This window comes from Paenalcaligenes sp. DL 309 (assembly GCF_057475285.1).
In genome coordinates this window covers 60,407-73,825 of the sequence record NZ_JBYBKW010000005.1, presented here as the reverse complement: position 1 = coordinate 73,825, position 13,419 = coordinate 60,407, and the positions used below count along the sequence as shown (strand labels likewise).

Annotated in this window: 14 protein-coding genes; 3 read left to right on the top strand and 11 right to left on the bottom strand. The window is 45.8% G+C overall.

Annotation, left to right across the window (positions count from 1 at the left end):
- Positions 1–9: 9 nt before the first annotated feature.
- From flgE to flgB, 4 genes are read right to left on the bottom strand one after another with little or no spacing between them, the layout of a single operon-like run.
- Positions 10–1,254 (bottom strand): flagellar hook protein FlgE, encoded by a 1,245-nt coding sequence (flgE, locus tag AC2UZJ_RS08035; protein ID WP_486949628.1) that lies wholly within the window; start codon positions 1,252–1,254, stop codon positions 10–12.
- A gap of 33 nt (positions 1,255–1,287) precedes the next feature.
- Positions 1,288–1,989, bottom strand: coding sequence for a flagellar hook capping FlgD N-terminal domain-containing protein (locus AC2UZJ_RS08030; protein WP_486949627.1), 702 nt, complete (start codon positions 1,987–1,989; stop codon positions 1,288–1,290).
- 2 nt (positions 1,990–1,991) lie between these two features.
- Positions 1,992–2,408, bottom strand: a complete 417-nt coding sequence (flgC, locus tag AC2UZJ_RS08025) for a flagellar basal body rod protein FlgC (protein WP_486949626.1) — start codon at positions 2,406–2,408, stop codon at positions 1,992–1,994.
- A gap of 5 nt (positions 2,409–2,413) precedes the next feature.
- Positions 2,414–2,830 carry a flagellar basal body rod protein FlgB gene (flgB, locus tag AC2UZJ_RS08020; protein WP_486949625.1) on the bottom strand — a complete coding sequence of 139 codons (417 nt, stop codon included), beginning with the start codon at positions 2,828–2,830 and terminating at the stop codon, positions 2,414–2,416.
- A 173-nt stretch (positions 2,831–3,003) separates the two neighbouring features.
- Between flgB and flgA the strand changes: the two genes are divergently transcribed.
- From flgA to AC2UZJ_RS08005, 3 genes are all read left to right on the top strand, one after another.
- The gene (flgA, locus tag AC2UZJ_RS08015; protein ID WP_486949624.1) at positions 3,004–3,705 is read left to right on the top strand and encodes a flagellar basal body P-ring formation chaperone FlgA; all 702 of its coding nucleotides are present in this window, start codon (positions 3,004–3,006) and stop codon (positions 3,703–3,705) included.
- A 100-nt stretch (positions 3,706–3,805) separates the two neighbouring features.
- The gene (flgM, locus tag AC2UZJ_RS08010) at positions 3,806–4,087 is read left to right on the top strand and encodes a flagellar biosynthesis anti-sigma factor FlgM (RefSeq protein WP_486949623.1); all 282 of its coding nucleotides are present in this window, start codon (positions 3,806–3,808) and stop codon (positions 4,085–4,087) included.
- A 6-nt stretch (positions 4,088–4,093) separates the two neighbouring features.
- The gene (locus tag AC2UZJ_RS08005) at positions 4,094–4,570 is read left to right on the top strand and encodes a flagella synthesis protein FlgN (RefSeq protein ID WP_486949622.1); all 477 of its coding nucleotides are present in this window, start codon (positions 4,094–4,096) and stop codon (positions 4,568–4,570) included.
- 46 nt (positions 4,571–4,616) lie between these two features.
- Here the strand turns inward: AC2UZJ_RS08005 and flhF are convergent, their stop codons facing one another.
- Genes flhF through AC2UZJ_RS07970 form a run of 7 tightly spaced genes read right to left on the bottom strand, consistent with a single transcriptional unit; the run spans position 4,617 to position 13,382 of the window.
- Positions 4,617–7,046 carry a flagellar biosynthesis GTPase FlhF gene (gene flhF / locus AC2UZJ_RS08000; RefSeq protein WP_486949621.1) on the bottom strand — a complete coding sequence of 810 codons (2,430 nt, stop codon included), beginning with the start codon at positions 7,044–7,046 and terminating at the stop codon, positions 4,617–4,619.
- Positions 7,047–7,049: 3 nt separating this feature from the next.
- Entirely contained in the window at positions 7,050–9,164 is a 2,115-nt protein-coding gene (gene flhA, locus AC2UZJ_RS07995; protein ID WP_486949620.1) for a flagellar biosynthesis protein FlhA, read from the bottom strand.
- Positions 9,165–9,166: 2 nt separating this feature from the next.
- The gene (gene flhB / locus AC2UZJ_RS07990) at positions 9,167–10,324 is read right to left on the bottom strand and encodes a flagellar biosynthesis protein FlhB (protein ID WP_486949619.1); all 1,158 of its coding nucleotides are present in this window, start codon (positions 10,322–10,324) and stop codon (positions 9,167–9,169) included.
- Between the two features lie 8 nt (positions 10,325–10,332).
- Entirely contained in the window at positions 10,333–10,983 is a 651-nt protein-coding gene (cheZ, locus tag AC2UZJ_RS07985; protein ID WP_486949618.1) for a protein phosphatase CheZ, read from the bottom strand.
- A 27-nt stretch (positions 10,984–11,010) separates the two neighbouring features.
- Entirely contained in the window at positions 11,011–11,400 is a 390-nt protein-coding gene (gene cheY / locus AC2UZJ_RS07980; protein ID WP_486949617.1) for a chemotaxis response regulator CheY, read from the bottom strand.
- A gap of 44 nt (positions 11,401–11,444) precedes the next feature.
- Positions 11,445–12,500, bottom strand: a complete 1,056-nt coding sequence (locus tag AC2UZJ_RS07975) for a protein-glutamate methylesterase/protein-glutamine glutaminase (RefSeq protein WP_486949616.1) — start codon at positions 12,498–12,500, stop codon at positions 11,445–11,447.
- A 36-nt stretch (positions 12,501–12,536) separates the two neighbouring features.
- Positions 12,537–13,382, bottom strand: a complete 846-nt coding sequence (locus AC2UZJ_RS07970; protein WP_486949615.1) for a CheR family methyltransferase — start codon at positions 13,380–13,382, stop codon at positions 12,537–12,539.
- Positions 13,383–13,419: the final 37 nt, after the last annotated feature.

Sequence of the window (13,419 nt, the reverse complement as noted above, 5' to 3'; positions counted from 1 at the left end):
TGTAACGAATTAACGTAATGTGATGAGGGTTTGTAGGATCTGGTCTTGCGTTTTAATGGTCTGCGCGTTGGCTTGATAGGTACGTTGCGCGATGATCATATTCACCAGTTCTTCACTCATGTCTACGTTGGATTCTTCTACGGATTGGCCTTTAAGGGTAGCTAGACCGTTTGTGCCCGGCTGCCCCAACACAGGCTGCCCCGAAGCCGCCGTTTCTATCCACGCATTACCACCTATGGGCTGTAAACCATTGAGGTTGTTAAAGTTAGCAAGGGCAATCGCGCCCATTATTTTCGTTTCGCCATTGGTGTAGTTAGCTACAATGTCGCCATTACTGGCAATAGACATGCTGCTGTAATCACCCGTGGTGTAACCGTTTTGGGTAAACTTAGGTGAGAAATCACCACCGAACTGAGTGGAGCCAGCGTAATTTATCTTTATTTTTAAGTCTGCAGCAGGAGAGCTAGCTGGAATATTAGGCGTTACACTCGTATCTGCAGCACCTATGCCTGTAACATCATAATCAACAGGATCCGTAGGGGTTATCAAGGTTCCGCTCTGATCAAATGTCAGTGTTGCTCCTTCCACTGGATCTCTATTATCAAACTTATTAAAAACTTTCCATGTGCTCTCTGTAGCTGTAGCTGCAGTTTTCACAAAATACTGCGTTACTTGGTGTGAATTGCCTAATGAGTCATAAACCGTCATAGGTAAAGAGTGTGTGTGCTTATCTGTCTCTGTCACGTTTGTAGCCGTTGCATCTGTAATAACCGATTTACGCGAATCAAAGTTAGCTTTTACAGTTGCTTCAGTTGTAGCCTGAGGCGCAATGTTACCCACTGGCACCTTAACTTCAACAAGCTCATTAGTGATATTACCCTCATTATCAGCCTTATAACCCGTCAACCGCTGCCCCTGGGCATTCACAATATTAAAATCCTTATCCGCATGGAACTGACCATTACGCGAATACATAACGGCACCTGTTTGATCCGTTAAACGAAACAAACCCGTGGCGCCATCAATGGCCATATCAAACTGATTACCCGTAGTACTAATATTACCCGTAGTGAAACGCTGATTGATCTCCGCTACCTGTACCCCTAAACCCACACGCGAATTCGCATATACGTCAGCAAAAGCAATAGTAGACGCCTTAAAACCTACCGTCTTAGAGTTTGAGATGTTATTGCCAATCACATCTAAATTCTCTGAAGCTGCCCGAAGGCCGCTTAAACCTTGTCCGAAACCCATAATTAACCTCTCTCAACCAAATTCAAAAATCTATTACATTATTTTGCGAATATCTAGCAAGGAATAATCACCAGCTAGACCTAAATTCAAACGTAAACCTTGGGTGGTATACGCCACGCTATCCACTTTTCCTGAGCGCAAAGCCTCTATGGCCACAGGCGAGTTATTCTCACCAATACTCGCCATAGCCTCCACACTGTACGCACCATCAGGCAGCACTACGCCATTATTATCCCGACCATCCCAGTTCAAGGAATACACCCCGGGCTCAGTGACCTCTACCTTCATATCACGCACCACTCGCCCACTACCATCCATAATTTTGACATTCACATCGGTAGCAGCAGCCATTAGATCAATACCAAAGGGCGTGGCTGTTTTGATTTCTGGATTACTGGAATCTGAACCTAAAGCGATCTTAGACCCGGGAACCAACACATCTTTACCAATAAGACCCGCCGCTTGCATGGATTGAGACATATCCATCTGCCCTGAGAGCGCCAGTAAGGTATCGTTTAGCTGTTGTATACCCTGCACGGTGGAGAGCTGCGCAAGCTGGCTGGTGATTTGCTCATTTTCCATGGGATTCATGGGATCTTGGTTTTTAAGCTGTGTGATAAGCATAGTCAAAAACCGATCTTGAGTATCACCCAACAAATCAGTATTACGAGCAGAGGCTAAGGCGCCACCAACCGGATTGGGATTGACGCCGTTATTGTTTATAGATGTAGGCATAATTATTGACCTATATTGAGCGTACGCATCATCAGATTTTTAGTTGTATTAACCACTTCAACATTTGCCTGATAGGAACGAGATGCCGATATCATATTGACAGTTTCAGCGACCACATCCACATTTGGCATTAATACATAGCCCGCTTCATTTGCCAACGGGTGATGGGGATCGTACTGCAACTTACCGGGCGAATTATCTTGTTGTACTGACGCCACGCGCACACCACCTATACCTGCAGCTTGTGCGGCTGGATTCGCTAAAGGAGTCACTTGAAACACAACGTGACGCGCCTTATACGGCTGACCATCTGGGCCAGCAGCGCTATCGGCGTTAGCGATATTACTTGCACTAACGTTCATGCGCTGAGACTGCGCAGTCAATGCAGAACCCGCAATTTGAAAAATGGAATAACTCATTACTATTAACCTTGCTGTAAAGCAGCCGTTAAGCCCTTAATGCGCTGAGAGATAAGTGATAGACCGGTTTGATACTGCATGGTGTTTTCAGCAAAAGCCATGCGTTCTATATCCATATCTACGGTATTACCATCTAAAGAAGGTTGCAGTGGCTGCCTATATAACAGCTTGGTGTCTGGGGCAGGAAAAGCCACCCCTGGTATATGACGGGCTGCGGTGAGAGTAAGGTGGGTAGGGCCTACGGTAGGCTTAGTGCCACCCCCCATGGCATTTTCTAAGGCTTTAGAGAAATCAAAGTCACGCGCCTTGTAATTGGGGGTGTCAGCGTTGGCAATATTTGCAGCTAGCACCTCTTGACGCTCTTGACGTAAGGCCAAGGCGGTTTGCTGAAAAGCAAAATGGTTGTTTAGTCGATCAATCATAGTTAAAACATAATAACAAATTTTACACTTCACAAGAACTGGTAAAGCTTACTAATACCTATGTAAAACACTCTACCCCAAACTACTGTCATAGTAACCTGAGATATCTCAAGTTAAACTACGATTACAACAAGTAAACCTTAACCATTCCCTAACTATTTATTCTGGGACTTATGATAAAACCACGATTCTTCGTATTACTACTAATAAGCTTGATAAGTAGCCTATCTCTATACAATCCGCTACAAGCCCAATCCCTACAAAACCCAACACAAATTGTTAGTGTAGTAGAAGAGTTTTTACATGCCCAAGCCAGCCTTTATCCAGGCACAGCCTCTATACATGTAAGCGAGCCCAGTATCCGTAACCAAACCGCTTGTGAGCAATTACAACCCTATTTGCCCTCAGGCGCCAAGCTACGCTCTAGGATGACTGTCTCTGTGCGCTGCCAAGCGCCTGAGCCCTGGACTTTACGCGTAAAGGCGGAGATAGCCATTAACGGCTACTATTACGTAAGTAACCGTACCTTAGACGTGGGGCATGCTATTAGCCTAGACGATTTAGTGCCGCGTGAAGGCGATTTGCTACGTCTACCCGCGAATGTAATAACTGACCCTAGCCTTATCGTGGGCTATATCACAAAACAACGCGTAAAATCAGGCAATACCATTCGGGCTAATACCCTACGGGATCCACAATCTATAGAGCGTGGCCAAGCCGTGCGCACCGTGGCTTACGGCACTGGCTTTACCGCTTCTGGAGAAGGCACCGCCTTACAAAGCGGCGCACCCGGTAGCCAAATACAAGTACGTGTTAGTTCAGGTAAAATCATTAGTGGCACGGTACTTGATGCACAAACAGTACAAGTGTTTTGATCTGCATCAAACAAACTGTTTCTTTTTACCGCCCTAAAGAATTATCTAGGTTTGCCGTAACCGAGTTATGTAGAACTAAACACTCAGCTCAGAGGCTCACATGAAAATAACTCCTAATACTTACACCCTTCCTCAACTCGAACGTTCGCAGCAGAAAAACCCACAAGAGCAAAGCACGTCGGGTAATCCAAAACCTAGCAGCTCCGCCGTTGCGCTTAGCTCTACCGCGCGCCATTTACAGCAAGTACAATCGAGTGCGGGCGATATAGACATGAGCCGCGTACAAGCGTTACGTGAAGCCATTGCTAATGGCACCATGGAAATCAATACGGATCGTATTGCTGATAATCTCATTGCGAGCACTCGCGAACTTTTAAAGTAATCTCTTATGCTGTTTACTGATTTACGTCCTCTACTACAAGCTGAACTTGAGCTCATGGAGCATTTTCTCTTCTCATTAGAAAAAGAGCATGCTTTACTTCTAGACAGCTACAGTAACGATGACTTATTTGATTTAACTGAGCTAAAAAATCAGTATGCCGAGCAACTGAGCCAAATTGCCGAGCAACGCGATCATGCCCTAAGCAACTTACAGCTACCTGTAGGTAGAGACGGTTTATTAGCCGCACAAACACAATACGAAACGCTGCATGAACCTATCCAAAATCTACTTGATACCGCTGAAAAAGCCCGAGTACTCAACGATGAAAACGGCCTATTAATTCAAACTTATTTGAAATACAGCGTAGAGGCCTTAGAAGCCTTAAGTGAAGCCAACCCGGCAGGCTCAGGCTCGCAAGTCTATGACGCTAAAGGCCTTACTCGCTCTGCAGCCAGTGTACGCCGTGGTATTAACCGCGCTTAGCTTTTACCTGTATTAAAAAACGTTAACCCATTGTAATACTTTTGTTTCAATGTTGTTGCAATAAGTCTTTTAAATTAAATAATTTTAACAACGAAGCTGTTACTTGCGTTTGACGTAAAGCGCCGTCCCCTGACAAAGCGAGTAACAAGGTATTAACTGCATCCAGCGCCGTCTCTTGCTCTAATTCCCACGCCGCAGCACCAAATAACGCTGCTAACTCCAACCCCAGCTCCCTATCTAAACGTTGTTGCTTTACAAAATTCTGTAAAGCCTGATGGTGATAAGCGCGTCCTACAAAACGCAATACGCGCTTAGCTTCTGTGTGCTGCAAAAACCACCTTGCCATTTGTTCGGGGCTAGTTTCCAGCAAGCTATCTACTAAGCAAAATGCATAATGGGTTTTAATCTCAGTGAGATTTTTGGCATCTAAAACCTGTAAGGCATAGAGCTGTAAGCGCACTACTTCCCCACCACGTACGCGTAACTCTATAGGGGTTTGGGCATACCAAAAACGCTGTTCTGCATACATTTTATCCATCACTCTACGATAAGGCAGTGACATTTTATGATGATTAAGAGCGTAAAAATTAAGCTGCTTAACTATTGCAGCCGGTGTGCTATGACCATCCACATGCCAACAGCGCGTAGAGGGGGCGACTAAAACCATCACATTGGTTTTGTTGTACTGCCACTGCTGCCACAGCTCATTGTTATGTTCTTCTACCCAGTGCACTACTGCACTGGGTGGGCTTTTTTCTTGTACCCAGTGCAATGCATGCTCAAGTTCAAAGCGACCGGAAACACCATGAGTGGTAGCTTTGGTTTTTTTCTCTATATCTACACGCTGATTAATACCACTATTGGTATACCAAGCGCTTTGCTCTTTTAGCTGCAATAAAGGCATAGCTAAGAGTTCACCCGTTCCAGCACCTACTACTGAGGCATAAAGCTGCGCTTTTTCAGTACTCAGACGTTGCTTAATGTGATGCACTACTACGGGCTGCCCTGCTGCAACACTATTCGCCTCTAAAACACTATCGCGTAACTGAGTGGCCGCACGTTCAGGTAAATCCGGCAACTGATGCTTTTTCTTGCTATCACGCCACAAGTCAAAAGCCGCTGAAGCAAAAGCGGCCTCATCAATTAAACCCGCCACATGGCGTAACTGGTCTAAATCCACGACCTCGTTTGAACTATTACTTAGCGCGATGATTTGTTGCAGCATCTGCGTATGACTGCTTGTGTTTTGTGTTTTAGTTTTTGCTTGCTCTTGCACCTCATTAGCCGAAATCAATGCGGCTAAATCAGCGGTAGTGGGTGCAAACAAAGCGCGGTTATTTGGACTTTTGGAAAGTGCCATATCGACCAGTTGACTGGCATTGAGGTAGCGCAAATCTTCAGGCACGCGCTGACCATCAGACACGTAATGAATGGGCAGCTGATAGCGCAAGGCAATATCTAAAGCTGCCCCTAAACGGCTGGCTTCATCCACTTTACTAATAATGCAGCCCGTTAAAGACGTACCCGCGTCTTTGCGATACATACGAGCCACCTCATCTAAGGTGTCACCATGACTGGCGGCATTGACGACTAACAATCGCTGGATTCGACGCCCGGCACTGGCTAACATCATGGACTGATCTTGCACGTATTTATCGCGCTGACTCACTCCTACGTTATCAATTAAGATCACTTGATCAGCTCGCAAGCCTAAAATAACTTGGCGTAGCTCTTGGGGCTTTTGTACCACATGAATTTTGATGTGCAGCAGGTCTGCATAAATTTTTAACTGCTCATGCGCACCTATTCGATACGTGTCTGTAGTCACTAAAACCACATTTTCAGAACTAAACTTACGCACAGCGCGGGCAGCTAGTTTAGCAATAGTAGTGGTTTTACCCACGCCAGTGGGGCCCACTAATGCCAAAGCTAAACCGGGTTGCCATAGATGATCTTCACTTTTTAAGACCGGTAAATGCGTATCTAACTCTTTACGCACCCACTGCATAGCAGCGCGTAACGACAAGCCAGCAGGTAATCGCTTTAACATGGCACGTAATAAGGCCATGCTAAACCCATAGGCCAAAAGATTTTGAAATAGGCTCAACAGCTCAGAATTGACGCGTAATTGATTGCTCCACATCACCTCTTCAATGCGCCCTTCTAAGGAGCCTTTGAGCGATTGAATGGCACTCATCACTTCTTGCGTGGAAGAAGGCGGCCTCGGAGGAGGCGTCATGGGCGGGCGTGAGCCTGAGCTGGTGGTAGAGGATGATACCGCTGGGTTAGACGCGACAGTGGTTTTAGATGCCGCCATCGCATGGGCAGCCGCTTCATCGGTAGAATCGGTGGCTAAGATTTCTACTCCCCCATTAATGCGTTTATTTGAGATGATCAGGGCATCGGGCCCAAGGGCCATACGCACTTGACGCATGGCCTCACGGCTAGTGGCACCTACAAAACGACTTATGCTCATGGATTAACTACCTATAACAGCGGTAACACGCATCATACGCTCTTCAGGAACTTCTTGGGTAGACAACACACCCAACTGTGGCAGCTGTTGACGTAAAAAGCGTGATAAAGAGGGGCGTAACACCGGACTTACTACTAATACTGCCGGATCGCCTACCGCTTCCTGTTGCTCAACCGCCCGCGCGGCCTCAGTTAATAAACTTTCTGCCAACCCGGGCTCTAAAGCACCACTGGTGGTCAACGCCTGTGTGAGTACATTTTCTAAACGGCCATCTAAACTAATAACGCGCATTTCACTATCTCCCGGGAACCATTGCTGAGTAATCGCTCTACCCAAGGCTAAACGCACCTGCGCTAACAGTTCCGCCCCTTCATTTAACTGCGTGCCGGCTTGAATTTGCTGCTGCACTAGGGGCGCTTGCTCAGCTAAAGCCTCTAAGATAGTGCGCATATCACGTATAGGTACTTCTTCTTCGAGTAAACCACGTAATACATTATGTAATATGCCTATACTCACCACTTTAGGCACCAAATCTTCTACCAAACGTGGTAAATCTCGGGAAACTCGATCCAATAACTGTTGTACCTCTTGGCGGCCAAGCAATTGTGAGCCAAAACGGTGTAATAAATGATTTAAATGGGTGGCAATGACTGTACTAGCATCTACCACCGTATAACCGGCAATTTGTGCTTGCTCACGCAAACTCACATCAATCCAGTATGCTGGCAAGCCAAAAGCTGGATCTGTGGTAGCGGCACCGGGTAGTTTCATAGATACGCCACCCGGATCAATCGCTAACCATTGGCTGGGCATGGCTGCACCGTGCCCCACTTCTACACCATGCAGCAAAATACGGTAATTATTAGGCTTTAATTCAAGATTATCGCGTATATGTACCACGGGGGGTAAAAATCCTATGTCTTGAGCATATTTTTTACGTAAGCTGCGAATACGGTGCAGTAGCTCACCGCTTTGAGCATGATCAACTAAAGAAATTAATCTATACCCCACCTCTAAACCTAAAGGATCAACCAAAGTCACGTCATCCCAACTGGCTTCAGCCGCCGCGGCCTCAGCGGGGTCTATCACTAAATCCTCAGGAGCCTGCTCGGCAGCGAGAATCTCATCTTGTTGGCGCTTGAGAGCGTACCAACCAATAGAAGCCATAGCAGCGGCTAGCGTTAAAAAGGCCACATGCGGCATGTTAGGAATTAACCCCATAGCACCTAAAATACCTGCACTTAAAAACATCACACTAGGGTTAGCAAATAACTGCCCTACCATCTGGGTGCCTACGTCATCATCTGCTACCGCCACACGTGACACCACCACCCCTGCTGCCGTAGAAATAATCAGCGCAGGAATTTGAGCCACTAAACCATCACCGATAGTAAGCACTGTGTATATACGACCTGCATCGCCAAAAGACAAACCGTACTGGCCCATCCCCACGATTAAACCGCCAATTACGTTAATGGCCATAATCAATAAGCCAGCAATCGCATCACCGCGTACAAATTTACTTGCACCGTCCATGGAGCCGTAGAAGTCAGCCTCTTGCGCCACTTCGGTACGACGTCTACGAGCTTCATCCTCACCAATCAAGCCCGAGTTTAAATCCGCATCAATGGCCATTTGCTTACCGGGCATGGCATCAAGGGTAAAACGCGCTCCTACCTCTGCAATACGCCCAGCACCCTTGGTGATCACCATAAAGTTAATGATAATCAAAATGAAAAATACAATTAAACCAACGGCAAAATTACCACCAATCAAAAAATGACCAAAGGCTTCAATCACCTGCCCTGCCGCATCTGGCCCCTCATGCCCTTTAAGCAGTACCACTCGTGTGGAAGCCACATTTAAGCCCAAGCGCAATAAGGTGGAAAACAGTAATATTGACGGAAAAGCCGCAAAATCCAGAGGTTTACGCGTAAACATCGCTACCAACAGCACCATAATGGAAACAGCGATATTAAAGGTAAAGAGTAAGTCCAATAAAAATGGCGGCAGCGGCAACACCATCATGGACAAGATCATCAAAATAAGCACAGGCCCAACTAACAGTTTGGCCTGATCTCCACCTGATGATCGTAAAAACGCTAAAAAATTATTCATACTTAATGCTGTCTGCCCATTGTTACGATCTTTTCTTGCGGGTCCATCTCAGCCGGAACCGGTAACTGCGTAGGTGTTTCAGGCATGGTGCCTTGCCCTTGTTCCCAATTACGTAATTGATAAACCCAAGCTAAGACCTCTGCTACCGCTGCATACAGTTCAGTTGGTATTTCATGCCCAATTTCTACATGATGATTTAAGGCTCTAGCTAAAGCGGGTGCTTCAAAAAGCGGTACCCTATGTTCAGTCGCCACATCTTTAATGCGCAGCGCCGTTAAGTCTTGACCTTTAGCTACCACTTGGGGCGCTGATGCCACACCTTCGGCATAGCTTAATGCCACTGCATAATGCGTGGGGTTAGTGATGACCACATCGGCATCTGGCACGGCAGACATCATACGCCCTTGCGCCATAGCGCGTTGCTGTGATCGTATACGCCCTTTAACGTGAGGATCACCATCACTTTGTTTGTGTTCATCTTTTAAATCCTGCTTAGACATGCGCAGTTTTTTATGATGACTATAAATCTGCCAAGGTACGTCTATAGCCACAATCAGCAAAAGACTAGATATAATCAAAGCGCAGCATAGGGCCACCAAACCCAACCCTTTGACCATGGCTTCCGTGGGCGAGAGAAACATTAAACCAATCATCTCGCCTCGATAATGCCACATAACCAGCACAGATACCGTGCCAATTAAAAACGCTTTGCCTAAAGCTTTTAAGAGCTCAACCAATGTTTGTGCTGAAAACATACGCTTAATCCCTTTAAGCGGGTTTAGCTTATCAAATTTTGGTTGTAAAGGTTTACCGGATATGAGTAGTCCTCCTAAAGCTACAGAGGAGAAAATAGCCACCGCCACTAGCACCACATAAAGCGGTAACATGGCGGCAAACGCTTGCTGAGCAGATAATATTAAAGTGTTTACGATAAGGGTATCGTCTCTAGCTAAAGGGGGGTCAAACCACATACTGCGTTGAATTACACCTTTAAGCGCTGTATATAAACCTTGACTAATACCCCATAGCGTTGCCACACCTAAGGCTAAAAGCATAAAGGTGTTGAGCTCTCGTGACCGCGGCGCCTCACCGTCTTCTTTGGCTTTTTCAAGCCGCCGAGGTGAGGCGGGTTCCGTTTTTTCTACATCACTTTCAGACATTTATAAACTTAGAACCCAAGACCAGATAACAAATCATCCACCTCGTCTTGATCTGTCAATACATTATCTGCACTGCTATCAATAGCTGGGCCATTGAGTAAAGTTTCTGTTTCCTCACGTTTTTCTATTGGCACACTATCTAATAGCACCTGAACCAACTCGGTTTCTAGGGTGCCAATTACGCCCAGCATACCCTGTACCACTTGACCGGTTAAGTCTTGGAAGTCTTGGGCCATAATGATTTCCATGAGGCTATCTTGTGTTTGTTGCGTCTTGCTAGAGATATCTTGTAAGAACTGACGAGTGTCTGCAACAAGCTCCGCTTGCTGCGTAGCTGCAATAGCCTTTTCCTCATGCGCTACTAAATGGCTCCAACGCTGCTGTAATGATTGCGCATCAGCCGCCATTTCTTCTTGTAAAGGCTGTGCTAACTCTGCGGCATTTAAAACCCGGTTTGCTGCTTGCTCTGTCATTCTCCCTACATAGCGCAAACGATCACGAGCATCTGGGATAGATTGAGCCGCGTCTTTAATGGCGTGATCCAGGCCTAATTCACGCATACTCTCACGTAACATACGCGTTAGACGTGCAATGCGCTGCACCACATCTAAAGACTGTTCGTTATGTTTATCCTTTGCCGTTTGATCGAAGGCATCCATCTTTTTAACTCCTTAACAGATTAAAAATTAAGAGCCCATTTTCTCAAAAATTTGGTTTAATTTTTCTTCAAGTGTAGCGGCAGTAAAGGGTTTAACCACATATCCACTGGCCCCAGCTTGCGCTGCAGCAATGATGTTTTCTTTTTTAGCTTCTGCTGTAACCATCAGCACAGGCAACTTAGCTAAGCTGTCATCAGCTCGAATTTGTTTAAGCATTTCTAAGCCGTCAAGATTGGGCATATTCCAGTCAGACACCACAAAATCAAAACTGCCATTACGTAGTTTCTCTAAGCCCATGGCACCATCTTCTGCTTCATCGACGTTTTCGTATCCTAAATCTTTTAATAGATTTCGGATAATACGACGCATAGTAGGAAAATCATCTACAACTAAAATTTTTAAATTTTTATTGGCCACTCAAATACTCTCCAAGAACAATTTATAGGTGTTGAATCACGCTGTTATACACGATGACCGTAAGATCCAACACTCGCGAGAATGCGTTCACTCATTTCTGATAATGGTACGGCTTCATCTGTGGCTCCAATCAATAAGGCTTCACGCGGCATACCAAATACCACACAACTTGCCTCATCTTGGGCAAAAGTTGCTGCGCCTGCATTTCTCATAGCGAGCATACCTTGAGCACCATCTTTACCCATACCTGTTAATAATACGCCTACGGCGTTTCGTCCTGCGAGTTCTGCAGCAGAGTTAAACAACACATCAACTGAAGGCTTGTGACGGTTTACCGGCTCACTGTCTTCTAACTCCACCACATAATTAGCGCCAGAACGAGCTAATTTCATATGTGCTATGCCCCCAGGGGCTAAATACACATTTCCTGGCATCACACGCTGGCCATGCACAGCCTCATGCACCTTCACTTGACATAGAGAATCCAGGCGTTGCACAAAAGAGCTGGTGAAACCAGCCGGCATATGCTGCGTAATCATGATCGCAGGGCTGTTTGATGGCAATGGCTCTAACACCTGCCTAATGGCTTCTGTACCACCCGTAGAGGCGCCAATCATAATTAACTTTTCAGTGGTAGAAAAACTGCGCGTTAAGGTCTTCGGGGCCACTTTTGTAGCCTCTGCTGTACGGCGGCGGGGTCTAGACATAGCTGCCGCTCGTATTTTATCAGCAATTAAGTCCGAATACTCCATCAGTCCATCACGTAAACCTAAACGTGGTTTAGTGACAAAATCCACGGCCCCTAATTCTAAAGCACGTAAGGTGATGTCGGAGTTGCGTTCGGTCAAAGAAGATACCATCACCACCGGCATAGGGCGTAAACGCATAAGGCGCTCAAGAAAATCCAAGCCATCCATGCGCGGCATCTCTACATCTAAGGTAAGTACATCAGGATTATATTCTTTAATTAAATCTCGAGCCACTATGGGATCAGGCGCTACCGCTACCACTTCCATATCTACATGGCTATTAATAATCTCCACCATTAAACTGCGGACTAAGGCAGAATCATCCACACATAAAACACGTATTTTCTTCATGACAACAATATAAAATTAATAAATAACGAAGCTAACTTAGACACGCTCATAGACAGTTTGACCTTGTAACTTAAAGGCCGTTGTCATGTGGGAGAAGTTCTCGGAATGCCCCACAAAAAGTAAGCCGCCCGGCTTTAACATTGTGGCGAAACGCTCTAATAGCTGTATTTGTGTTGGCTTGTCAAAATAAATCATCGTGTTTCGACAAAAAATCGCATCAAAGGTACGCCCTCGCGGCCAACCTTCACCCGAAATAAGATTAACCACATCAAACTCCACCATGTTTTGTAAACCGGGCTTGACTCGGGCCATGCCATTAAAACTACCGGTTCCTCTATAAAAATATTTTTTTAATAAGGGCGGTAATACTGGCTGCACTCGGTCTAGGGTGTAAACCCCTTGACGTGCACGCTCCACAGCCACTGTATCAATATCGGTAGCTAAAACCTGTACGCCGTTTTCAGGCACAGCAATACTTTCTTTTAGAGTGATGGCGATGGAGTAAGCTTCTTCACCCGTAGAGCAAGCACTACTCCAAACTGAAATCGGTTTCTGCCTACCTTTGACAAACTCTGCCAATATTTCAAAATGGTGCTGCTCTCTAAAAAAAGCGGTGTGGTTAATGGTGAAAATATTAATAAAACGCTCCCACTCCGAGGAGGCGTTATTGTATTCCAAGTGATCTAAATACTCACTCACCTGCTGTAAGCCTAACTTTTTAGTATAGAGCCCCAGATTACGCGCAACCATATCTTCTTTGTGGTTACCCAACACAATACCTGTACGAGCTCTGATTAAGCGTGTTGCTCGATCAAAGTCATGCGGTGTCATTGCCGGTACCCCCGGCAATGAATAAACAAAGGATTCGGATGACTTTGTCATAAAACCTGCTAGCACTTACTCTAGCGCTCCATAAGTA